The following is a 23363-nucleotide window of genomic DNA, read 5'->3' on the forward strand; positions in this document are numbered from 1 at the left end:
TCACTTCCTCCCGGCAAGCGGCAATTCCACCACCCTCGCTCGGAGGGTGTCGATGTACATCACACGCCCCAGCAGCGGTTCCCCGACCCCGGTGAGCAGTTTGACCACCTCGGTGGCCATCACCGAACCCACCCAACCGGTCATGGGACCCAGCACCCCGACCTCCGCGGCCGTCGGGCAGCTCAGCGGGGGGTCGGGGAACAGATCCGACAGGGCCAGTTTGTGACGTTCCCACAGCACCGTGACCTGCCCGTTGACGGCCTGGACGGCACCGAAGACCAGCGGCAGGTCGAGACGCTGACAGGCCCCGGCCACGGCCAGCCGGGTGGGCAGGTTGTCCACCGCATCCACCACCACGTCGCAGCCGGCGAGGACCGACTCCGCCGTGTCCTGCGTGACCCGCAGGGACACGGGAATCACCTCGACCATGGGGTTGAGGTCCGCCAGCCGCGCGGCGGCGGCAGCGGCCTTGGAGGCCCCCAGGGTGGTGGTGCCGTAGAGGGTCTGGCGTTGCAGGTTGCGTTCCTCCACGATGTCGTCGTCGACGACGATCAACCGCCCCACCCCGGAGGCGGCCAGGTACTGCAGCACGGGACCGCCGAGACCTCCCGCACCGATGCAGCACACCGTCGCGGCCTTGAGCCTGCCCTGGGCCTCCTCCCCGAAACCGTCGATGGCCATGGTCCGCTGGTAGCGGTCGCGTTCGGCTTCGGTGAGGGGCTCAGGAACGGCGATGACCGGCTGCATCAACCCTCCGGGAGCGCGTCGAGAATGACCCGGGCCAGCTCCCCGGGGTCGCGGTCCGGGTGGGTGGCGATCGCCAGCCCCCACAGGTAGGCGGAAACCGGCGCCATGGGGCGCTGGTAGCGTGCCGCGACCTGGCCCGTCAGGTCGTGAACGGCCCGCGGCGAGACCGCCGAGGCGTCCACTTCCAGGGCCGCGGCCACGTGTTCCACCCAAGGGGCCCAAGCGGTCTCGTCAATGGGCTCCCGACCACTCACACCTGCTCCTTCAGTTTGGGTTTGTCCCACAACCCGGCGGGAACATTGGTGTTCCGGGCCGGTGTCTTCCCGGCGGAGCGGTAGACCACGTAGGGCCGGGTCACGTACCCGACCGGGATGCTGAAGGCGTGCACCAACCGGGTGAACGGCCAGATCAGCAGGATCAGGAACGCCAGGAAGGCGTGCGCCTGGAAGGAGAACGGCGAGTTCACCATCAACTCGATGTCCGGTTGGAAGGTGAAGATGCTGCGGAACCAGGGGCTCACCCCCTGCCGGTAGTTGTAGTGGTGGTCGAAGGTGGTGGTCAGCGTGTTCCACGCACCGGTGACGAGGATGGCGGTCAGCACCACGTACATCACGACATCCCCGATGGTGGTGGCCTTCCGCACCGCGGGCACCGCGATGCGCCGGACGATGAGGATCAGGTACCCGACGGCGATCATGATCCCGGAGATCCAGCCGCCCACCACCGCAACCAGGTGGTAGGTCTCCTGTTCGATGCCGAGCGCATCGGTCCAGGCCTTCGGGATGACCAGGCCCATGAGATGCCCACCGAAGGCGAACAGCAGGCCGAAGTGGAACAGCGGAGCACCGATGCGCAGCAGCCGCGACTCATAGATCTGAGAGCTGCGGGTGGTCCAGGAGAACTGGCTGAATCGGTATCGCCAGATCATGCCGACGACGAAGACCGCCATCGCGATGTAGGGGAAAACCCCCCAGAGCAGAGTGTTCATGGATCAGACTCCCAGCAGTTCAGCGTCTTCGTCGGGACGGGGGTTCAGGAACGGATCGATGCCGTAGGGTTCCAACCCCACGTCCTCGGTTTCGGGGCCGTCACGGAGCAGTTTCGCGACGGCTTCGGCCTGCTCACCGTCGATGGCGGGCAGGCTGGCGCGCAGGGCGGCCAGCGCCCCGCGCCAGGGAGATCCCCGGTGCTCCAGGGCCATGGCGAGCAGTTCCACCCCTGCGCGGTGCCGGTTGATCAGCTCCCAGGCGACGTCCAGGTCGCCGAGGGCCCCGAACTCCAGGACCACCGACAGGTGATCGGGCAGCTCCTCGTCGCTGACCTCCATCCCGGCGCGGCGGTAGGCCTGTTTGAACTGCACCAGGGCCACTCCCCGTTTCCGGCTGTCGCCGTGGGCGTAGTAGGTCAGGTGCAGGGCGCACTTGCGGGTGTGGTCGAAGGTTTCGACGTAGGCCTGCCGGGAGGCCTCCAGGCCCTGCTGTTCGAGGTGGTCGATCACCCCGATCAGCGGCTCCCCCACCGTGGCGGGCAGCCGCCCGGCCGTATCACGAAGCCGCGTCAGGTTCCGGAACAGCTTCACCGAGGGGTAGTCCAGCAGCAGGGAGACGGCCTGCCATGTCACGCGCAGCTGGTCGTCGGGCAGCTCCCGGGCCGGGACGTTCGGGGCCCGGCGTCCGATTCCGGGCAGCCAACGTCTCATCACTTCACCCCCGAGGTCGGTATGCCGTGGCCGTCCCAGTCGAGGAAGGTGCCCTGCCCCTGGGAGGCCTCCCGCCGGGCCTTCGCGGCCGAGTAGCTGCCGATCGTCACGGCCACGGGACCGCTGCCGGGGGCCGTGCCACCCTCGCCGACGGGGCATTCGGTGGAGATCGACTCCAGGCTGTGGGCCTGTTCCTTGTGCGACGGCGGGATGACGTAGCGCTCGTCGTACTTGGCGATCGCGAGCAACCGGAACATGTCCTGGATCTCCTGGCCGGTCATGCCGACCTTGGCGGCGATCTCCTCGTTGCCGGCCCCTCCGAGGTTGATGTCGCGCATGTAGGAGCGCATGGCGGCCATCTTCTCCAGGACGGCGCGCACCGGGGCGACGTTGCCGGCCGTGAACAGATTGGCCAGGTACTCCATGGGAATGCGCAGCACGTCAATGGCCCCGAACAGGTTGTCGACATCCTCCGCGTCGTATCCGGTGGAGGCGACGGAGTCAACGATCGGCGACAGCGGCGGGATGTACCAGACCATCGGCATGGTGCGGTACTCCGGGTGCAGGGGAAGCGCCACCCGGTGATCCATGATGAGTTTCTTCACCGGGGAACGCCGGGCCGCCTCGACCCAGTCGTGCGGAATGCCCTGGCGTTCCGCCTCGGCACGGATTTCGGGATCCTCCGGGTCGAGGAAGACCGCGAGCTGTTTCTCGTACAGCTTGTGTTCGTCGCGTTCGGCCGCTGCAACGAGAACCGCATCGGCGTCGTAGAGCATCAAACCGATGTAGCGCAGCCGCCCGACGCAGGTCTCCGCGCAGACCGTGGGGATCCCCAGCTCCACGCGCGGGTAGCAGAAGGTGCACTTCTCGGCCTTGCCGGTGTTGTGGTTGAAGTAGACCTTCTTGTAGGGGCAACCGGAGATGCACATCCGCCAGCCGCGGCAGCGGTCCTGGTCCACCAGGACGATGCCGTCCTCGGCGCGTTTGTAGATCGCGCCGGAGGGGCAGGAGGCCGCGCACGCCGGGTTGAGGCAGTGTTCGCAGATGCGCGGCAGGTAGAACATGAAGGTCTGTTCGAACTCGAACTTCACCTTGTCCTCGATGCCCTTGAGCATCGGGTCCTTGTGCCCGTACTCGACCACGCCGCCCAGGTCGTCATCCCAGTTCGGGCCCCACTTCGGGGTCATCTTCTCGCCGGTGATAAGTGAGTGGGCCGTGGCCACCGGGAAGTGTTTCTGCCCCGCCGGCGCGTTCAGCAGGTTCTGGTAGTCGTAGGTCCACGGCTCGTAGTAGTCGTCGATCTCGGGCATCTTCGGGTTGCCGAAGATGTTGAGCAGTTTGTGGAACCGGCCGCCGCCCTTGAGGCGCAGCCTGCCGCGCTTGGTGACCTCCCAGCCACCCTGCCACTTCTCCTGGTTCTCGTACTCCCGGGGGTAGCCGAGACCCGGGCGGGTCTCCACGTTGTTGAACCACACGTACTCGGTGCCGGAACGGTTGGTCCACGCCTGCTTGCAGGTGACCGAACAGGTGTGGCAGCCGATGCACTTGTCGAGGTTCATCACCATCGCCATCTGGGCCATGATTCGCATGTTGATTAGGTCCTTTCCGGCTCAGAAGTAGGTGACGTCCTGGGAACGCCTGCGGATCATCGTGACTTCGTCACGGTTGTTGCCCGTGGGTCCGTAGTAGTTGAACGCGAAGGCGATCTGTCCGTAGCCACCGGCAATGTGGGTCGGCTTGATCATGATGCGGGTCATCGAGTTGTGGATACCGCCGCGGCGCCCATTCCGCTCCGTCAACGGCACCTCGATGAGGCGATCCTGGGCGTGGTACATGTACACGGTGCCCTCGGGCATGCGGTGCGAGACGATCGCACGGCAGCTGACGACGCCATTGCGGTTGACCAGCTCGACCCAGTCGTTGTCCTTGATCCCGACCTTGGCCGCGTCCTGCGGGCTGATCCAGATCTGCTGACCGCCGCGAGAGAGCGTCTGCATGAACCAGTTGTCCTGGTACTGCGAGTGGATGGCCCACTTGAAGTGCGGCGTGAGGTAACGCACGGACACGCCGAGCTCGTTGACCTCACCGGGCGGGGCCTCGCCGAACAGCTGGGTCATGTTCAGGGGGCCGCGGTAGGTGGGCAGCTGCTCGCCGAGCGCGATCATCCAGTCGTGGTCGAGGTAGAAGTGCATGCGCCCGGTGAGCGTGTGCCACGGCTTCATGCGTTCGACGTTGATGGTGAACGGGGCGTAGCGACGGCCTCCCGACTCCGAGCCCGACCATTCGGGCGAGGTGATCACCGGCTGCGGCTGGGCGACGATGTCCTGGAACTTGATGTGCTTGCCCTCGTGCTCGGCCGCCAGGTCGTGCAGCTGCACGCCGGTCCGTTTCTCCAGGGTCTTGAACCCCTGGGTGGCCAGGTGCCCGTTGGTGGTGCCGGCCAGCGACATGATCGCCTCGGCGACGTCGATCCCGTTGTCCAGCTGCGGACGGCCGTCGGCGGGGCCGCCGCGGCGGGTGCCGTTCTTGCCCTTGAGGTACGCGATGGCCGACGTGACGTCGGTGACGAGGCCTTTCTGGGCGGTACCGAGTTTGTCGAGCAGCGGACCAACGGTGCCGTATTTCGCCCCGATCGCGGTGTAGTCGCGTTCGATGACGGTCAGGCGCGGCATGGTGACCGCCGGGATCGGATCCACCTCGCCCTTGCTCCAGTCCCTGACCACACCGTGAGGCATGGCCATCGCATCCGGCGAGTCGTGCATCAGCGGGGTGGCCATCACGTCCTTGCGCACCCCGAGGTGGTCCTCGGCCAGCTCGGAGAGTTTGTCGGCGATCAGCTGGAACGTCTCCCAGTCCGTCTTCGCCTGCCACGGCGGGTTGATGGCGGGGGTGAACGGATGGATGAACGGGTGCATGTCGGTGGTGTTGATGTCGTGCTTCTCGTACCACGTGGCCGCGGGCAGCAGCACGTCGGACATCAACGTCGAACTGGTCATGCGGAAGTCCAGTGTCAACAGCAGGTCGAGTTTGCCCTCGGGCGCCTGCTCCCGCCAGACCATGTCCTTGGGGCGCATCTCCCCCTCCGCCTCGGCGGCGGTGACGGCGTGGTCGGTGCCGAGCAGATGCCTCAGGAAGTACTCGTCGCCCTTGGCGGTGTTGCCGATCAGGTTGGAACGCCACAGGGTCAGGGCCCTGGGGAAGTTCTCGGGATTGTCGGGGTCCTCGACCGCGAACTTCAGCCTGCCCTGTTTGAGCTGGTCGACGATGTAGTCGGGGGCCTCCTGCCCGGCGGCGGCGGCCTCGTCGGCCAGGGTGAGGGGGCTCTTCTCGAACTGCGGGAAGAACGGCATCCAGCCCAGTTTCGCGGACTGCACGTACAGGTCGGAGGTGACCTTCTTGTTGAACAGGTCGTTGCCGAACTCCTTGGCGGAGAGGGTGTCGGCATCGAAGGTGTCGTAGCGGTACTGGTCGGTGTGGATGTACCAGTAGCCGGTGTGGATCATCTGCCGGGCGGGGCGGTGCCAGTCCAGCGCGAACGCCATCGCTGCCCAGCCGGTGATCGGGCGGGCCTTCTCCTGACCGACGTAGTGGGCCCAGCCGCCCCCGTTGCGGCCCTCGCAACCGCAGAACTGGATCAGCGTCAGCATGGTCCGGTAGATCACGTCGGCGTGGTACCAGTGGTTGGTGCCGGCCCCCATGATGATCATGGAGCGTCCGTTGGTGTCGATCGCGTTCTGCGCGAACTCCCGGGCCACCCGGATGACCTGTGCGGCAGGAACGTTGGTGATGGTCTCCTGCCACCCGGGGGTGTAGATGCCCTCGATGTCGTCGTAGTCCTTCGGCCAGTTGCCGGGCAGACCCGGGCGGGCCACGCCGTACTGGGCCAGCAGCAGGTCGAGGACGGTGGTGACCAGCCGGTCCCCGACCCGCCGCACCGGCACCCCGCGCCGCAACCCGAAGGGCTCCTCGGTGTCGTTCGCGAAGCAGGGCAGCTCCACCTCGACCATCTCGTGTCCGGGGGTGTCCATCATGGTCAGGGCGGGTTTGAGGTCACCCAGGATCAGGTTCCACCTGCCCGCATCGGCGTCGCCGAAACGGTGCCCGAGGGTGCCGTTGGGGCTGGCTATCCGGTCGGTGTTCTCGTCCCAGACGAGCGGCTTGAACATGGCATTGGCCTGCTCGGCCAGTTCCCCGCCGACATCGCCCGCGACGAGGTTCTTGCCCGGCCGGTACACCCCGGGGGCGTGTTCGTCGAGGGTGATCAGGAACGGGGAGTCGTTGTAGGTGCGGTTGTACTCGTCGAAGAAAGGCACCCGCCGGTCGGCGAAGAACTCCTTCAGCACCACGTGTCCCATGGCCATGCCGAGGGCCGCGTCGGTGCCGGGTGCGACCGGAACCCACTCGTCGGCGAACTTGGTGGCTTCCGAGTAATCGGGCGACATGACCACGACCTTCTGGCCGCGGTAGCGGGCCTCGACCATCCAGTGGGCGTCGGGCGTACGCGTCAGGGGCACGTTCGAACCCCAGAGCATCAGGTAGCCGGCGTCCCACCAGTCGCCGGATTCACGCACGTCGGTCTGGTCGCCGTAGACCTGCGGCGAGGCGGGCGGCAGGTCGGCGTACCAGTCGTAGAAGGACAGCATGCAGCCGCCGATGAGGCTGTGGTACCGGGCACCGGATGCGTGGGAGACCATCGACATGGCCGGGATCGGCGAGAAACCGGCGATCCGGTCGGGACCCCAGCGTTTGATGATGTAGGTGTGGGCGGCGGCCACCATCTCGACGGCCTCGTCCCAGTTCGCCCTGACGAAACCGCCCTTGCCGCGGGCCCGTTTGTAGGTGCGCGACTTCTCCTCGTCCTGGACGATGGAGGCCCACGCCAGCACGGGATCGCCGTATTGGGCCTTGGCCTCCCGGTACATCTCCAGCAGAACACCCCGGATGTAGGGGTAGCGCACCCGGGTCGGGGAGTAGGTGTACCAGGAGAACGACGCGCCGCGCGGGCAGCCGCGGGGTTCGTACTCGGGCCGGTCGGGACCGACGGAAGGGTAGTCGGTCTGCTGCGCCTCCCATGTGATGATCCCGTCCTTGACGTAGACCTTCCAGGAGCACGACCCGGTGCAGTTCACCCCGTGGGTGGAGCGGACCACCTTGTCGTAGGCCCAGCGGTCCCGGTAGAAGGAGTCGCTGCGGCCGCCCTTCTTGTGGACGGTGCGCCCGTCACGTGAGACCTCACCCCGCGTGAAGAACCGGCCGGTGTCAACCAGCAGATCCGTGAGCGGGCCGTCCATGCCCACCTCGTACGTGTTGGTCATTGCTTCTCTCCTTCGTGTCCGGTTTCCCGGCTCAGCCTCAGGCAGCAGGATCCGCCTGAGAAATCTGCTTCGAGTTCGACCTCCGTGTCGGGTTCCCCGAGTGCCCCCAGAGCCCCACGGATGAGCCCCCGGTGTGCGCCACACACAGCCTCGGGGGACGAGAAAGCGGTCCCGCGAAGCGGGCAACCACGCAGGTCCGCGGCCATGCGGCACGGCCCGACCTCCGTCACCCGGGGGTCGTACCCCCAGGACCTCAGCAACCCGATCACGACCTCGACCTTGTCCTGCCAGCCCGCCTCGGAGGACGTGGACAACCCCAGGACGTCGGCGTCCAAGGTGCGCGTCGCCCATTCCCTGAGCACATCCTCGGTCTTGGTGCTCTCGGCGTCCAGCACCTGAGCGAGCACCTCCGTCAGCAGCTGGTAGTCGTCCTGGAGGGGGACCCGGGGGACGTTTCGGGGCACCGGGAAGTAGCGGCGTCGGGGACGCCCGACCCCCACCCGCTCGTCGCGCTGCAGGAGTCGCTCCTCGGCGACGAGCCGGTTGAGATGCACCCGAACCGTTGTGACGTGCAGGTGAAGGTTCTCGGCGACCTCGGCAGCGGTGAGACCCTCGGGATGGCGCGCGAGGAGATCGAGGGCAGGATCCTGCACGGGGACGGCTTCTCCGCCCCCGGCCAGCTGCCTCGCGATGGTCACCGATGTCCTCCCGACACGGAATAAAAAGGGGAGCCCCAGCAAGCCCGAAACAGGGATTTAGCAATGAACTTCTTGCTTAAAATCCTTGCCGGCAGGCGCTCCCGGCCTCGTTTGTTGACTTGATACTACAGCCACACATAGGCTCCTGCCAGCAATTAAAAGGGACCACTCCATTGGAGGGAGCGCCGTGAGCGCCGACACAACCAGACATCACGAGGCCCCGGGCGCTGTGCGCGTCCTCACGATGTCCAGCATCTCGTTCACCCTGATGTTCGCCGTATGGCTGATGTTCGGGATCCTCGGCAAACCCATCCAGACGGAGTTCGGCCTGGACTCCGTGCAGCTGAGCTGGATCAGCGCCGTCGCGGTCCTCAACGGCTCCATGTGGCGCCTGCCCGCCGGGATCCTCGCGGACCGCTTCGGCGGCAAGATCGTCTTCACCGTGATGATGGCCTTCGGGGCGGTTGCCTCGCTGGCGGTCTCGTTCGCCGAAAACTACGCCATGCTGCTGGTCCTGGCCTTCTGCGTCGGCATCGTCGGCAACTCGTTCTCGGCCGGTGTCGCGTGGAACTCGGCCTGGTACTCCCCGGAGCACAAGGGCTTCGCCCTCGGGGTTTTCGGCGCGGGCAACGTCGGCGCCTCCGTCACCAAGCTCATCGGTCCCGGCATCATCGCGACCACCGCGGGCAGCGCCGTGCTCGGTTTCCTCCCCGGCGGCTGGAGACTCATCCCCATCGTGTACGCGGTCCTGCTGGTCGTGGTCGGGATCCTCCAGTGGTTCATCACCCCGTTCCCGGACCGCAAGCCCGGGGCGAGCGCCAAGATCTCCGAGATGCTGACGCCGCTCAAGGACATCCGGGTGTGGCGTTTCAGCCTCTACTACGTGATCGTCTTCGGGGCCTACGTCGCCTACTCGGCCATCCTGCCCACCTACTACCAGGACGTGTTCAAGGTTGATCTCGGCACCGCCGCCCTCCTGACCACCACCTTCATCTTCCCCGCATCCCTGCTGAGGCCGCTCGGCGGCTGGGTCTCCGACCACTGGGGCGCCCGCACCGCCATGTACGCGACCTTCGTCCCGATCGGCGCTTTCTTCACCGTCCTGTGCATCCCCAGCGGGGTCGACGAGCAGGGCAACGCCTACGGCCTGCCGCTGTGGCTGGTGGTGACGCTGGTCTTCCTGATCGGCTGCACCATGGGCGTCGGCAAGGCAGGGGTCTACAAGCACATCCCCACCTATTTCCCGCACCACGTCGGCTCCGTCGGGGGCCTCGTCGGCATGCTGGGTGGCCTGGGTGGCTTCTTCCTTCCCCCGATGTTCGCCTACATCGAGAAGTTCACGGGACTGGCCTCCACCCCCTTCATCGTCCTGACCGTCCTGACAGGTCTTACGCTGATCTGGATGCACCTCGTGATCTCCCGCATGAAACGGGCGAACCCCGAAATGGACCTCGTCGAGGTCCCCCACGGCGTCCAGCCCGCGTAGGTAAGGAGAAAGAAAACCAATGAGCACGCCAGCAGAGAAACCCCGCTCCAAGGAATGGCTCAAGGACTGGGATCCCCAGGACGAATCGAAGTGGGACCCGAAGATCGCCTGGACCACCCTGACCATCACGACGTTCTCGCTGACCATGGCGTTCGTGTCCTGGTTCCTGCCGAGCGCGATAATCCCGAAGCTCACATCCATCGGCTTCACCTTCAGCAAGGACGAGCTGTACTGGATGACCTCCATGGTGGGTCTGTCCGCCGGCATCCTGCGTCTGGTGTGGATGGTCCTGCCACCGATCCTGGGCACCCGGAAACTGGTGACCATCACGTCGGTGCTGATGATCCTGCCGCTGATCGGCTGGGGGTTCGCCGTCCAGAACCCGGACACCCCCTACTGGCTGTTCATGGCCCTCGCCTTCCTGGCGGGCATCGGCGGCGGCGCGTTCTCCGGTTTCATGCCGTCGACCTCCTATTTCTTCCCGAAACGTCTCCAGGGAACCGCGCTCGGCCTCCAGGCGGGCATCGGCAATTTCGGTGTCTCGCTGGTGCAGCTGCTCACCCCGTGGCTGATCGGCTTCTCCATGGTGTCCTGGCTGGGCGCCGCCCAGCACGGCCCGAAGGGTGACGTCTGGTACCAGAACGCGGCCTTCGTGTGGGTGCCGTTGCTGGTGGCCATCGCGGTGTGGGCCTGGCTGACGCTCAAGTCCGTGCCGATCAAGGCCAACATCAGGCAGCAGTTCGACATCTTCAGCAACCCCGACACCTGGTGGATGACCTACCTCTACATCATGACCTTCGGCACGTTCTCGGGCCTGTCGGCGCTGTTCGGCCTGCTCATGACCAACCTTTACGGTTCGGGGGCGGGCCTGGATGACCTCGTCGCCCAGGGTTACGTGCTCAAGGACCCGGCGGTCTACGCCTTCCTGGGCCCGCTGGTCGGCGCCGGGGCGCGGGTGGCATTCTCACCACTGACCGACAAGATGGGTGGCGCGATCTGGACCCTGATCTCCGGGATCGGGCTGTTGATCTCCATTCCGGTCACCATTCTCGGCCTGACCCCTGACAAGAGCTCGGTGGCGGCCCTCGACGGCAGCTTCAACCTCTACCTGTGGGGCATGCTCGCGATCTTCCTGTTCTCCGGGATCGGCAACGCCTCGACGTTCAAGCAGATGCCGATGATCTTCGAGCCGCGGCAGGCGGGCGGTGTGATCGGCTGGACGGCCGCCATCGCCGCCTTCGGGCCTTTCCTGTTCGGCGTCGGAGTGAGCCTGCTGGGGGCCATCGCGTTCTACTGGGTCGGCGTGGTCTTCGCCCTCGGCGGGGTGATCATCACCTGGCAGCGCTACGCGCGCAAGGGCGCCCCGAAACCCAGCTGATCACCACCGATTGGCGGTCCGCGCGGCTCCTGCCTCGCGCGGACCGCCACCGGATGGGATAAGCTGCCACAGTTGGCCCCGTAGCTCAGGGGATAGAGCACCGCTCTCCTAAAGCGGGTGTCGTTGGTTCGAATCCAACCGGGGTCGCCAGTGAAACGCCTGGTCAGATGCGACCGGGCGTTCGTTGCATCCACCCCGTTCCCTCGGATTCCACGCCGGATCCCGCACCATGTATCAGAGGCCGTGTCTTCCCGAAGCTGGTTGAAACGGCCAGCGCGCTCCAGCGAACCGGCCGTGTCGAAACCACCCTGATCGAATCATGAACCGTCATGGTGGTTGGTTCATCCCCGCCTCAACTCACTCCACAGACTCAGCGGGCACACAGAAACCCCACAGCCGGGAGCCGTTGAATGAAATCAGCAACCACCCGCGCAAAGGGGAACAGACAATGACGACCTTCATCCGCAACACGAAGATGTGGGCTGCGGCGGCCCTGACGACCTTGTTCCTGGGAACCGCCGGCCTCGCCTCGGCCTCACCTGCCGCCACGGAAGCAGCCCAGCGATCCGAAGTGGTGGCGGTCAGTACTGAACGCGTCTGAACGGCTCCGGACCTCCGGCACACGGTGTCCCGGCGGCCCGGGAATCCATCTGGTGAACCTGGTCCGGGAATGTGGTGGGCTCGTCGAGGAGCAGCACACGCGCCTGCCGTGCCGGGGTGATGCTCACCTGCGAGACGCGCCTGTCCCCCACCGTTCTTCCTGCCGGAGCGGGGCTTGCAACCGGACGGACGGGGCCGATACTGTTTTTCCGTTTCCGCCCACCTCCGATCTCGAGAAATTCGAGGGCCGTCAGCAGCGCGGAACGACGCACCGGGCATCCCGGTCCGGTCCGTTTCCTGCGCTCCCGGGCCACAGGCAAGGAAAGAAATTGGAAAGGCACTCCCCCACCCGTGAGGGACGCGGTCGCACCTGGGCGAAGGCCATTCTCCTGGGCGACCACTCCGTCGTGTACGGGCATCCCGCCGTGGCCGTGCCGCTGCACGACCTGCAGATGCGGGCGACGGCCACCCCCGGCCCCGGCCCCTCACAGCTGAACTGCCTCGACCACCGAGGCCCAATGGAGCAGACCGCCCCCCGGTTCGCCTGCATCGTGAAGGCCTTCGATGCGGCCCGGGAATTCTCCGGCTGTCAGGAGCAGTCCTTCGAGATCACCACCCACAGCGACTTCCCCCACGAGCGCGGGCTGGGTTCCTCCGCGGCCGCGGCGGGAGCGATCATCCGCGCCGTCCTGGACGCCTGCCAATGCGACGCCTCCACCGACGAGTTGTTCGCACTGACGCAGCTCGCCGAGCAGGTCGCGCACGGGAAACCGTCCGGGCTGGATGCGGCGGCGACCAGTTCCCCCCACCCCATACGGTTCCAGGCCGGCCGGATGCGTCCCCTCGACCAGCGCATCGAACAGGCCCATCTGGTCATCGCGGACTCGGGGGTCCACGGCAGCACCCGTCAGGCCGTCGGCGGCCTGCGCCTGCGCTACGAGGAGAACACCGGAACCATCGGCCCTCTCATCGACGAACTCGGCGCGCTCACGCAGACGGCTGTGACCGCACTGGGTGAGGGTGATGCGCCTGCCCTCGGGGCGGCCATGGACCGGGCGCACACGGTGCTGGCGGAACTCGACCTGAGCCTGCCGGTCCTGGACGAACTCACGGCCTCCGCCCGCCGGGCCGGGGCACTGGGCGCCAAGCTCACCGGTGGGGGTCTCGGCGGGTGCGTGATCGCCCTGGCGGACAGCGCGCAGGCTGCGGATCGCGTCCGCTCCGCCCTGGAACGCTCGGGTGCGCCCGCGACGTGGGTTCACAGGATGCCCGTCAGCGAGGTGGAAGAGTGACGATCACCGCGACGGCCAGCGCGAACACCAACATCGCTCTGATCAAGTACTGGGGCAAGGCGGACGAATCGCTGGCGATCCCCGCCACGTCGAGCCTGTCACTCACCCTCAGCGGAACCCGGACCACCACCACGGTCTCCTTCGACGGCGGTGCCGCGGGCGAGGACGCGGTCACCATCAACGGCACCACCCCCGGCGGGACGGCCCGGGAACGGGTCGTCCGGTTCCTCGACCTCGTGCGCTCCCGGACGGGCATGACGATCCCGGCGAGCGTCACATCCTCCTCCACCGTGCCGCTCGCGGCCGGTCTGGCGAGTTCAGCGGCGGGTTTCGCCGCACTCGCCGCGGCCGCCACGCGCGCGGCGGGCATGCACCTGGACGAGCGTGCACTGTCCCGGCTCGCCCGGCGCGGCTCCGGGTCGGCCACCCGCTCGATCTTCGGCGGTCTGGTGCTGTGGAACGCCGGTGTCGACGACGAAACCTCCTACGCCGAACCCGTGGGCTGCGACCTGGACCTGGCCATGGTCGTCGTCGTTGTCTCGGCGGGACGCAAGACCATCAGCAGCACGCAGGCCATGCGCCACACCATGCACACCTCACCGCTCTACCCGGCCTGGGTCGAGGCCAGCCGCGACGACCTGCAAGGGGCGCTGGCCGCGGTGCGCGCCCGCGACCTGCCGCGCCTGGGTGAGATCGTCGAGGGCAACGCCTTGGGGATGCACGCCGCGATGATCGCATCACGCCCCTCCGTCGTGTACTGGCTGCCGGAAACGCTCGACGTGTTGCACACGGTCCGCATCATGCGTGACGAGGGGTTCCCCGTGTGGGCCACCATCGACGCGGGCCCGAACGTGAAGGTTCTCACCGCCGGGGAGGAGGCTGATCGGGTCGCAGCCGTTCTCCGGGACCGGGTCGCCGGTGCCACGGTGACGGTCAGGCGCCCGGGAGGCGGCGTGCGCGTGGAGAAGGTCACCCCGTGATCTCGGTCAGCGCCCCCGGGAAGCTCTACATCGCGGGTGAATACGCCGTGGTCGAACCGGGTCACCGGGCGGTGTTGGTCGCGGTCAACCGCTTCATCACCGTCCGGGTCGCGGCCGCCGAACACGCCGGCCGTATCACCTCCGACCTGTATGCGAAACGTTCCATGACGTGGTACCGGCGCCTCGAGGACGACGTGTTGGAGGTCGAGGAGCAGTTCGACGACTACGTGGTCTCGGCGATCCGCGTCGTCGAGCAGATGGTGCGCGAGGCGGGCGGCGCGTTGAGGTTTTTCGACCTGGATGTCTCCAGCGAGCTGGACGACGGTGGTGGCCGCAAACTCGGTCTGGGATCCTCCTCGGCGGTGACCGTGGCCACGGTGCGGGCGGTGGCGGGTTTCTACGGCTTGCCGCTGGACGACCTGGCCGTCTACAAGCTGGCGCTGCTGGCCAGCGACTCCGTGCAGCCCATCGGTTCCGGGGGCGACATCGCCGCCAGTGCCTTCACCGGCTGGGTTGGCTACACCTCCCCCGACCGCGCGTGGCTGCGCCGGAAACGTGCGAGCACGAACACGGAGAACGGCATGAGCAGGCTCGTGGGGATGGACTGGCCGCTGCTGGAGATCCGCCGCCTGCCCGCCCCCGGCCTGAGTCTCCGCGTGGGATGGACCGGCGCCCCTGCCTCCACCCCGCGGTTGGTCGCCGGCGTCCAGGCGGGCGCGCACAGAACCGATGACGCCGCCTACACGGCCTTCCTGTCCAGCAGCGAAAACTGCCTGGGATCCCTGGTGCAGGCGCTCCGGGAGAATGACACCGCGGAGATCGGTCACCGGATCGAGGAGAACCGGCGGCTCCTGTCGGATCTCAGCCGCACCAGCGGGATCACCATCGAAACCCCCCAGCTGCGAAGGCTCGTGGAGATCGCCCGGGAGCACGGGGTGGCGGCCAAGAGCTCCGGCGCCGGGGGCGGGGACTGCGGAATCGCGCTGTGCCCGCCCGAAACGGACACCACCGCCTTGTGCGCCGCCTGGGAGAAGGCGGGCATCCACCCCCTCGACCTGTCGGTCCACTTCCACCCCGAGGTCACCCCATGATCCCCGATAGCAGCACCCCGGGACACGCATCCCGGAAGGACGAACACCTGGCACTGGCCCTGCGCCTGCACGACCGGGACCGGTCCAATGGTTTCGACGACGTCTCCTTCATCCACCACGCCCTGCCCGGCACCTCCGTCGATTCGACCGATCCGGGCACGACCGTGTTCGGTGCACGCTGGGAGGCCCCGTTCTACATCAATGCGATGACCGGGGGCACCCGGTCCACGGCGGAGATCAACGCCGGCCTGGCCGGGGCCGCCGCGGACGCGGGTGTGGCGATCGCCTGCGGCTCTCAGCACATAGCTCTGAGGGATCCCGGGCGCGCGGAAGGTTTCCGCATCATCCGCCGCGAAGCCCCGGACGCCTTCGTGCTGGCCAACGTCGGCCCGACGGCCACCCCCGGGGAGGCGGTGCGTGCCGTCGAGATGATCGAGGCCAATGCCCTGCAGATCCACATCAACGTGGCGCAGGAACTGGTCATGCCCGAGGGGGACCGGGATTTTCGCGACTGGCCCGAGCGGGTGGCGACCATCGTCGCGGCGGTGCCCGTTCCCGTCGTGGTCAAGGAGGTGGGTTTCGGTCTTTCCCGCCGCACGATGACGATGCTGGAGCAGGCAGGTGTCGCGGCCGTCGACGTGGCGGGCACGGGCGGCACGGATTTCATCGCCATCGAGAACGAGCGGCGCTCCCGCCGGGACTACTCGTACCTGACCGGTTGGGGACAGTCGGCTGCACTGTGCCTGCTGGATGCGCTGTGGGGGAACGAACCAACGGGCCTGCCGGTGTTCGCGTCCGGGGGGGTGCGCACTCCGCTGGACGTCGTGCGTTCGCTCGCGCTGGGTGCGCGCGCCGTCGGTGTCTCGGGCCATTTCCTGCGCACCCTGGTCAAGCACGGGCCTGATGAGTTGAGGCGCGAGCTGCGCACGTGGACCGATCACGTGCGCACCCTCATGACCCTGCTGGGGGCGGCCGATGTCGGTCAGCTGCGCGACACGGATGTGCTGGTGACGGGGGAAACCGCCGAACGGGCCCGTCTGCTCGGCGTCGATCTGGCACAGCTCGCCCACCGCTCGATGCGTTGACCCCCGGCCAAAACCTCCCCGCACCCGACCACCCTCACCACGGTTTCGAAACGACCAGCCTCCGCTCCTCCGAAGCTGGTTGAGCCAGCACGTGAGGCTCACGCGAACGGCTGAGTCGAAACCCCCACCCGACGAGCAGACCCAACCACCAGTCCCCGAACTAGGTCACCACGGTTTCAACACGACCAGCTCGCAGAGCGAGCAGGCCGGCTCAACCAGCTTTGGGGAAGAGTGGCCGGCTCAACCAGCTTTGGGAAGGGAGTGGCCGGCTCAGGTGATGGCGGCCAGGGCGGTGACGATGCCGGGGGAGGCGTAGAGGGTCATGAACTGTACGCCGTAGGAGACCCCTAGCCGGTTGAGCGCCCCGCACACCACACCGACGAGCAGCACCCCGAACATGTTCGGGACGCCAGCGTCGATGTAGGCCAGCAGCAGGATGAAGACCACGAACAGTGTCAGTACCGCCTCGTGCGGGATACGTCGCATGACGAAGTAGGTGATCTGCGACGACCAACGAACCGCGATCACGTAGGTGATCACGACCGAGATCAGCGCTCCCACGGCGACTGCGACAATGAAACCGGGCAGCTGCAACCGGTGGTGCAGATTGTTGCCCAGGTCGTAGACGGGGGGCGCGTTGAACAGCGGGCCCGCAGGTCCCGCGGAAACACCCGAGATGGGAATGCCCAGGGCCACGAGCGGAATGATGACGCCTGCGAGATAGGTCGAGTGCGTCAATGAGCTCATCACGGTCACGGCGCGTTGCGCGCGACGCACGGGGTCCTTCTTCTGGCGTGCCACCGACGCCTCGCCGAGCAGGAAGGTCAAGCCGACTGGGCTGAGCACGAACAGCGGCGTCGAGACGGCTGCCATCAGGGCGCTCCACCTGCCCTCGGACCGGGTGATCATGTGGCCCGGCATCAGCGCCTGGGATTCGAATCCGGAGCGCAGGAGGGACGTTCTGGTCCTGGTCCCGTGCGGCAGGGCCGCGCGACGTTTGGCGTTTAGCAGCTCGAGCAGGGTGATGAGCATGGGCCCAACCGTGATCCCGAGGAAGAAGGAGATGTTGACGTTGCCCTTCTCGCCGATGATGTTGATCGAGCGGTAGAGCGTGGGCAGCGCCTGGAACATCAGCGCCAGCGGAATGATCGCCACCAGCGCGAGGATCCGGTTGCTGCCGAGCAACGCCAGGAGCACCGTTCCCGCCGCGAGTATCACCGGGGTCTGGGCCTTGATCGGGTCGGCTATGGGCGTCAGCAGCCCCGCCAGGATGAAGCTGAGGGGAATGGAGACCACGGTTCCGATGGCGGAACCCACCGCCATTTTCCGGATCGTCTCGGAGGCCAGGCCCCTGTTGCGCAGGAGGACGGAGTGCTCCATCAACGGAGCCGACATCACCCCGCCCGGTAGGCCGACCAGCGCGGTGGGGATTCCGTTCATCAGGTTGAGCGTCACCACCGCCGAGACGAAGAAGGCGAGTACCACTTCCGGCGGGGCCCCGGACAGCACGACGGCCAGGGTGATGGGTGCGAGCACGCTCGTCTCGTCGGTGCCGGGAATGAAACCGATGAAGGTGTAGAGCACGACGGCGCCGAGCACCGCCATCAACATCATGCCAATGAGTTCCGGGCTCACTTGGCACCACCCTCACCGGCGTCGACAGGGTCCATCTCGTCAATGATCTCCACGTCCCGTTTGGGGGTCACGAGGAAGCAGTTCAGGACGAAACCGACGACCGAGGCCCCCAATCCCCAGTAAAGCGTCTGCCCGCCGGTGTTCGCGGCGATCAGCACCGCAGCGACGGCGCAGACCGCCGAGACCGCCAGACAGGCCATCAGGTCCTTGGGTGAGACGAGGTCGTTCCACACCTCGATGTTCCGACCTTCCAGGCCCTCGATTCCGGCTTCGGGAGTATCGCGCACGGTCGGCCATGTTATTCCAGATTCCCCGAACGCACCATATGTCGTTCGCCGTGCTCCCCGCCGGGTCGATCGGTTCGGTTCCCGGTTGCCTCACCCCTCACCGTCGCCGGACCCATGACCATCGGCATTTTCGTCTCGCGAGGGGCGCCCCGGTGTTTTCAGGGAGACCGTTCGAAGCAGCGACGCGGGCGGAGGACGGGCGTCCCGAAGCACGCCACCGAAGAAGACCAAACGGCCGACGCATCCTCAAGGCAGCCGCGGTACCGATCCACCCGGGAAGACCTCTAAGCTGTGGAGCGGATCTGAGGCAACCGCAGGAGCAGCCATGACGAGCATCGCTGGAAAGGAACCATCCACCTGGGAAGCGAAGTTCCCCCTGATCCGGGAGCTCGTCGCGTACCAGGAGACGTCTTGGTTCAACCCCGGGATCAGGTCAGGCAAAGCCGCATTGACAGGGCTGGGGCTCACGGTCGCCGACATAGACGACGCGGCGGCCCGCCTGAGGCGCTTCGCCCCCTACATCGCGCAGGTCTTTCCCGAAACCCGCCTTTCCGCCGGGATCATCGAGTCTCCCCTGTACGCGGTTCCGTTCATGCAGGCCGCGATCGAGCGGCGGGAGGGCATCAGAATACCCGGGAAGCTCTGGGTGAAGCTGGACGCCGAGTTGCCGATCTCCGGCTCCATCAAGGCCCGCGGGGGGATCTACGAGGTGCTGCACCACGCCGAACGGGTCGCCATCGACGAAGGTCTGATCACCCGGAACTCCGACTACCGGGAGCTGGACTCCCCCCAAGCCCGGGAACTGTTCTCCGAACACTCGATAGCGGTCGGCTCCACCGGGAATCTCGGTCTGTCGATCGGGATCGTGGGCGCACGGCTCGGTTTCAACGTCACCGTGCACATGTCCGCCGACGCCCGCGCCTGGAAGAAGGAAACGCTCCGCAGGCACGGCGTCGAGGTGGTGGAGTACGAGTCCGACTACTCGGTTGCGGTGACCGCGGGTCGCAAACAGGCCAGGGCGGATCAGTCCATGCACTTCATCGACGACGAGAACTCCACGACCCTGTTCCTCGGGTACGCGGTCGCTGGGCGGCGCCTGGCCGGTCAGCTCCAGGCCCTCGATGTCCCGGTGGACGAGGAGCACCCGCTCTTCGTGTACCTGCCGTGCGGGGTGGGGGGTGGTCCCGGTGGCATCACCTTCGGTCTCAAAACCGTCTTCGGTGACGCCGTCCACCCGGTCTTCGCAGAACCGACCCACTCCCCCAGCATGCTGCTCGGCGTACGAACCGGGCTCCACGACGGGGTCTGCGTGCAGGATTTCGGCATCGACAACGTCACGGCTGCCGACGGGCTGGCGGTCGGCCGCCCGTCGGGTTTCGTCGGCAGGTCCTTGGAGCACGCCATCGACGGCTATTACACGGTCAGCGACGAGAACCTCTACCGCTATCTCACCCTACTCCGGGAAACCGAGGGGTTGAAGGTGGAGCCCTCCGCCGTCGCCGGTTTCCTCGGCCCGCAGCGGGTACTGGACGATGCCGCCTACCTGAAACGCGCCAAGCTGACCCCGAAGGTGCTCGCCAACGCGACCCATCTGGCCTGGGCGACGGGCGGATCGATGGTGCCACCGGACGAGCTGAACGAGTACTTCCGCAAGGGGGTCGAGCTGCTGCTGGAGTTCTGAGGAGACCACCGGGAAATGACGAGGCCTCCGGGGCCGTTGAGGTTCCCCGGAGGCCTCGCTCATATCGGGCTCACTTTCCGGTGAGCTTGTCCTTGACTTCCTCGACCTTGTCGGCGACACCGCTCGCGACGTCACCGAGCTTCTCCTTGGCGCTGTCGACCATTTGACCCATGCTGCCCTTCACACGGTCCTTCTGCCCTTCGGCGCGGAGGTCCTCGTTGCCGACGGCCTCGCCGACACCTTCCTTGGCCTTGCCTACGGTTTCCTGAATCTTGTCATCGAGTCCCATTGCATCCTCCTGATGGCTGTTGCGTGCATTGGATCGTTCCTCAGCGTACAAGGCAGTCCACGTTCACCCAAGGTTTTCCGGGTTCTCCCCGCCGAGGGACGCGCTGCCCAAGGTCACCAGAACCAGGCTCCGGGGTCGTCTCGTTTCGCGCCTTCCCCACGAGACATCAGCGCTCCGGCACTCAATTGGTTCACCCGTCGCGCGTAGGCCAACCGATCCTCCAGGGTCGGGAGTTCATCTGCCATGAGACCGTCGAGAAGCAGGACCGCCAGCCCGTGGACGCCTGCCCACAGGGCGGTCTCCTGCTCGGGGGTGGCGCGCTCACCAGCAATGATCTGCGCGAATCGGCGGAGCTCGTCGCGGGCCCGCTCACCGGCCGCCAGAACCTCGGGGAACCGCGCAGGGTCGCACATGTCGCGGCGGAACATGACCCTGAACACCCCCGGATTGGTCAGCGCGAACTCGACGTAGGCGTTCCCGGAAGCCTCCGCCACGGCCCTGAGATCCTCGGTTCCCACCTTGTCACGCGCTTCGCGCAGCCGGTTCGCCAGCTCGTCGAACCCCGCCTCGACGAGCGCGGCGAGGATCGCCTCGCGGTTGGTGAAGTAGTGGTACGGAGCCTGGTGGGTGCAGCCGGCGCGACGCGCCACCTCCCGCATGCTGAGCGCGGCCGGCCCGCCCTCGTCCAGCAGTTCGCGGCTGGTGCGCAACAGGTTCTCGCGCAGATCGCGCGTCTCACTGGTTCTCGGCCTACCCGGCGCTCTCGTGGTCATGACCCGATTCTACGCCATGCTTGACGCTGTCAACCAGCTCGCTAAGCTGTCGCTTGACAATGTCAAGGGAGATCGGAGCGGGAATGTACGACGCCATCGTCATCGGTTCGGGGATAGGTGGGTTGACCACGGCAGGGCTGCTCGCCCGGGTCGCGGGCAGGAGGGTTCTCGTACTGGAGAAGCACACCGAGCCGGGGGGATTGACGCACACGTTCCGCCGCGACGGCTTCTCCTGGGACGTCGGGCTGCACTACATCGGGCAACTCGAACCGGGCAGCCCGCTGCGCGCGTACCTCGATCACCTATCGGGTGGCGAACTGGTGTGGAACCGCGTACCGGATGCCTACGACCGTTTCGTCTACCCGGGCATCGACTTCTCCGCGCCCTCCGATCCCGCCGAGTACCAGCGGAAACTCATCGACGCCTTCCCCGCCGAGGCCCGCGGCATTCGCCGATATTTCCGCGACATCCGCAGCGTCAACAGGTGGAACACCCTCTATTTCGCCGAGCACATGGTGCCTCGCCCCGTCGCGCCACTACTGCGGGGCGTCCAGCGGGTCTCGGGCCGGATGGCGCTCGGAACCACGCAGCGCTATCTGAAAAGACGTTTCCGCTCCCCCAGGCTCCGGGCCCTGCTGGCCAGCCAGTGGGGTGATTACGGGCTGCCGCCGGCGCTCAGTACCTTCGCAACGCATACGATGATCGTCGGGCACTACCTGAACGGTGCCTGGTTTCCCGAGGGCGGCAGCGCCCGCGTTGCCCGGACCTTCGAGAAGGGCATCGAACGGGCCGGCGGTGCCGTGCGGGTTGCCCAGGACGTGCAGGAGATCCTCGTGGAGAACGGGAGGGCGGTCGGGGTCCGGGTGCTGGATCGCCGCGGCCCCGTCACGCGAGAACGGATCCATCGCGCGCCAGTGGTGATCTCGAGCGCGGGTGCTCCCGTGACCTTCTTCGATCTGCTGCCGACCGACGGACCGGTGGGGGCGGCCACCGCCGGCCTGCGCGACACGATCCGGCGGATCGGAACCGGTACCTCGGCCGTCACCGCCTACCTGGGGTTGCGCGACGACCCGCGCGGCATCGGGGTGACCGGCGGGAACGTGTGGGTCAGCAGGGACCTCGATCACGACGACCTCCCTGGCCAGTCCACCGCGCTGCTGTCCGGGTCACCCAAGAATGCCTTCGTTTCGTTCCCGTCGGTGAAGTCGGGAGAGAAGCACCACACCGCGGAGATCATCTCCTTCGTCGACGCCGACGCATTCAAGGCGTGGCGGAACACTCCCAAGGGCAATCGCGGCGCCGACTACTCCGCTCTCAAGCGGCGGATCGGGAACGGGTTGATCGACCTCGCTGAGACCGCCGTGCCCGGTTTGAAGGACCTGATCGACTACGTGGAGGTGTCCACCCCCCTGACGGTCGAGCACTACACCTCGCACCCTCAGGGGGCCTTCTACGGCATCCCCGGCACCCCGGAACGCTACCGTTCCCCGCTCGGACCGGTCACCCCGGTGGAGGGGCTCTACCTGTCGGGCCAGGACGCGGGCAGCTGCGGGATCGCAGGTGCGATGATGGGCGGGGTGGCGGCGGCCTGTCAGATCCTGGGGCCCAAGGGGTTCATGGAGATCCGCGCCGCGATCACTTCCGGACCACGAACAATCTCCCCGTCCGGGTGGCCGCTGCCCAAGGGCAAGCATCGCGCCACGTTGACGGCCAAGCGGCGCCTGACCGAGAGCATCTGGGAGGTCCGCTTCGAGGTGGATGACGGGATCGGGGACTGGGCTCCCGGTCAGTTCGCCCGGCTCCACGTCGGCAACCACGCCTGGCGGGATTACTCGATCGCGGGAGTCGAGGGAAATCAGGTGCGGTTCTTGATCAGCACCCGGACCCGAGGGCAGGGATCCCGGTTCGTTGAGACCGCCGAACCCGGGACGTGCACCACGATCGAGCTTCCGCTGGGCCAATTCACCCCGGTCCCGTCGGATCGCCGCCGGGTCTTCGTCGCCACCGGTACCGGACTGGCGCCGCTCCTGCCGATGTTCACCGCCCCGGGGAACCGGGATGACGACCTCCTGGTCTTCGGTTGCCGCACCGGCGAGGACGACCTGACCGCGCTGCTGCCCGACCCGATGCCGACGGTGCTGCGCTGCATCAGCCGGGAGGATGTCGACGGTGCCCTGCACGGCCGGGTGACCGACGCCCTGGAAACCCTGGACCTCGATCCTGCAGGAACCGACTTCTACCTGTGCGGATCGTCGGCCATGGTCGCGGACGGCGTGGCCCTGCTGGAACGCCGGGGCGCGAAACATCTGCTCACGGAACCGTATTGA

General features: G+C 66.9%; 20 protein-coding genes and 1 tRNA gene. 10 read left to right on the forward strand and 11 right to left on the reverse strand.

The window, feature by feature from the left end; translation table 11 throughout:
* The 7 genes from ACO6D6_RS13275 to ACO6D6_RS13305 are packed head-to-tail and all read right to left on the reverse strand — an operon-like array spanning position 1 to position 8459.
* Positions 1 to 747 (reverse strand): HesA/MoeB/ThiF family protein, encoded by a 747-nt coding sequence (locus ACO6D6_RS13275; protein ID WP_484785722.1) that lies wholly within the window; start codon positions 745 to 747, stop codon positions 1 to 3.
* Positions 747 to 1001 carry a DUF6457 domain-containing protein gene (locus tag ACO6D6_RS13280; RefSeq protein ID WP_484785723.1) on the reverse strand — a complete coding sequence of 85 codons (255 nt, stop codon included), beginning with the start codon at positions 999 to 1001 and terminating at the stop codon, positions 747 to 749. Before ACO6D6_RS13280 ends, ACO6D6_RS13275 begins: the two co-directional genes overlap by 1 nt.
* Positions 998 to 1735, reverse strand: coding sequence for a respiratory nitrate reductase subunit gamma (narI, locus tag ACO6D6_RS13285; RefSeq protein WP_484785724.1), 738 nt, complete (start codon positions 1733 to 1735; stop codon positions 998 to 1000). The genes ACO6D6_RS13280 and narI overlap by 4 nt, the downstream gene beginning before the upstream one ends.
* A gap of 3 nt (positions 1736 to 1738) precedes the next feature.
* Positions 1739 to 2446, reverse strand: a complete 708-nt coding sequence (gene narJ, locus ACO6D6_RS13290; protein WP_484785725.1) for a nitrate reductase molybdenum cofactor assembly chaperone — start codon at positions 2444 to 2446, stop codon at positions 1739 to 1741.
* Positions 2446 to 4035 (reverse strand): nitrate reductase subunit beta, encoded by a 1590-nt coding sequence (gene narH / locus ACO6D6_RS13295; protein ID WP_484785726.1) that lies wholly within the window; start codon positions 4033 to 4035, stop codon positions 2446 to 2448. The genes narJ and narH overlap by 1 nt, the downstream gene beginning before the upstream one ends.
* Before the next feature lie 21 nt (positions 4036 to 4056).
* Positions 4057 to 7761: a nitrate reductase subunit alpha gene (locus ACO6D6_RS13300; protein WP_484785727.1), complete on the reverse strand. Its 3705-nt coding sequence runs from the start codon at positions 7759 to 7761 to the stop codon at positions 4057 to 4059.
* Positions 7758 to 8459, reverse strand: coding sequence for a helix-turn-helix transcriptional regulator (locus ACO6D6_RS13305; protein WP_484785728.1), 702 nt, complete (start codon positions 8457 to 8459; stop codon positions 7758 to 7760). The genes ACO6D6_RS13300 and ACO6D6_RS13305 overlap by 4 nt, the downstream gene beginning before the upstream one ends.
* A 187-nt stretch (positions 8460 to 8646) precedes the next feature.
* On the opposite strand from ACO6D6_RS13305, the gene ACO6D6_RS13310 reads away from it, so the two are divergent.
* The 8 genes from ACO6D6_RS13310 (at position 8647) to fni (ending at position 16371) form a co-directional block, all read left to right on the forward strand.
* On the forward strand, positions 8647 to 9945 hold the full coding sequence (locus ACO6D6_RS13310; protein ID WP_484785729.1) for an MFS transporter: 1299 nt from the start codon (positions 8647 to 8649) through the stop codon (positions 9943 to 9945).
* A gap of 19 nt (positions 9946 to 9964) precedes the next feature.
* Positions 9965 to 11323, forward strand: a complete 1359-nt coding sequence (locus tag ACO6D6_RS13315) for an MFS transporter (protein ID WP_484785730.1) — start codon at positions 9965 to 9967, stop codon at positions 11321 to 11323.
* A 74-nt stretch (positions 11324 to 11397) separates the two neighbouring features.
* Positions 11398 to 11473: transfer RNA gene (locus ACO6D6_RS13320), tRNA-Arg, on the forward strand.
* A 298-nt stretch (positions 11474 to 11771) separates the two neighbouring features.
* Positions 11772 to 11924: a hypothetical protein gene (locus ACO6D6_RS13325; protein WP_484785731.1), complete on the forward strand. Its 153-nt coding sequence runs from the start codon at positions 11772 to 11774 to the stop codon at positions 11922 to 11924.
* 328 nt (positions 11925 to 12252) lie between these two features.
* A complete protein-coding gene (mvk, locus tag ACO6D6_RS13330; RefSeq protein ID WP_484785732.1) occupies positions 12253 to 13215 on the forward strand; it encodes a mevalonate kinase in 963 nt (320 codons plus the stop codon).
* The gene (gene mvaD / locus ACO6D6_RS13335; RefSeq protein ID WP_484785733.1) at positions 13212 to 14195 is read left to right on the forward strand and encodes a diphosphomevalonate decarboxylase; all 984 of its coding nucleotides are present in this window, start codon (positions 13212 to 13214) and stop codon (positions 14193 to 14195) included. The genes mvk and mvaD overlap by 4 nt, the downstream gene beginning before the upstream one ends.
* Positions 14192 to 15286, forward strand: coding sequence for a phosphomevalonate kinase (locus ACO6D6_RS13340; RefSeq protein ID WP_484785734.1), 1095 nt, complete (start codon positions 14192 to 14194; stop codon positions 15284 to 15286). Before mvaD ends, ACO6D6_RS13340 begins: the two co-directional genes overlap by 4 nt.
* The gene (fni, locus tag ACO6D6_RS13345) at positions 15283 to 16371 is read left to right on the forward strand and encodes a type 2 isopentenyl-diphosphate Delta-isomerase (protein ID WP_484785735.1); all 1089 of its coding nucleotides are present in this window, start codon (positions 15283 to 15285) and stop codon (positions 16369 to 16371) included. The genes ACO6D6_RS13340 and fni overlap by 4 nt, the downstream gene beginning before the upstream one ends.
* 270 nt (positions 16372 to 16641) lie before the next feature.
* On the opposite strand, the gene ACO6D6_RS13350 is transcribed toward fni, so the two are convergent.
* Both ACO6D6_RS13350 and ACO6D6_RS13355 read right to left on the reverse strand, forming a co-directional pair.
* Complete coding sequence (locus ACO6D6_RS13350; protein WP_484785736.1) at positions 16642 to 18006, reverse strand: tripartite tricarboxylate transporter permease; 1365 nt, start codon at positions 18004 to 18006, stop codon at positions 16642 to 16644.
* Positions 18003 to 18293: a hypothetical protein gene (locus tag ACO6D6_RS13355; protein WP_484785737.1), complete on the reverse strand. Its 291-nt coding sequence runs from the start codon at positions 18291 to 18293 to the stop codon at positions 18003 to 18005. The genes ACO6D6_RS13350 and ACO6D6_RS13355 overlap by 4 nt, the downstream gene beginning before the upstream one ends.
* 325 nt (positions 18294 to 18618) lie before the next feature.
* On the opposite strand from ACO6D6_RS13355, the gene dsdA reads away from it, so the two are divergent.
* On the forward strand, positions 18619 to 19974 hold the full coding sequence (gene dsdA, locus ACO6D6_RS13360; RefSeq protein WP_484785738.1) for a D-serine ammonia-lyase: 1356 nt from the start codon (positions 18619 to 18621) through the stop codon (positions 19972 to 19974).
* A 70-nt stretch (positions 19975 to 20044) separates the two neighbouring features.
* Here dsdA and ACO6D6_RS13365 read toward each other — a convergent pair whose 3' ends face one another.
* Together ACO6D6_RS13365 and ACO6D6_RS13370 are read right to left on the reverse strand one after the other, a co-directional pair.
* A complete protein-coding gene (locus ACO6D6_RS13365) occupies positions 20045 to 20263 on the reverse strand; it encodes a CsbD family protein (protein ID WP_484785739.1) in 219 nt (72 codons plus the stop codon).
* 113 nt (positions 20264 to 20376) lie between these two features.
* Entirely contained in the window at positions 20377 to 21036 is a 660-nt protein-coding gene (locus tag ACO6D6_RS13370) for a TetR/AcrR family transcriptional regulator (protein ID WP_484785740.1), read from the reverse strand.
* Positions 21037 to 21119: 83 nt separating this feature from the next.
* Here ACO6D6_RS13370 and ACO6D6_RS13375 point away from each other — a divergent pair, with 83 nt between their 5' ends.
* Positions 21120 to 23363, forward strand: a complete 2244-nt coding sequence (locus ACO6D6_RS13375) for an FAD-dependent oxidoreductase (RefSeq protein ID WP_484785741.1) — start codon at positions 21120 to 21122, stop codon at positions 23361 to 23363.

Source organism: Arachnia sp. (genome assembly GCF_057238465.1).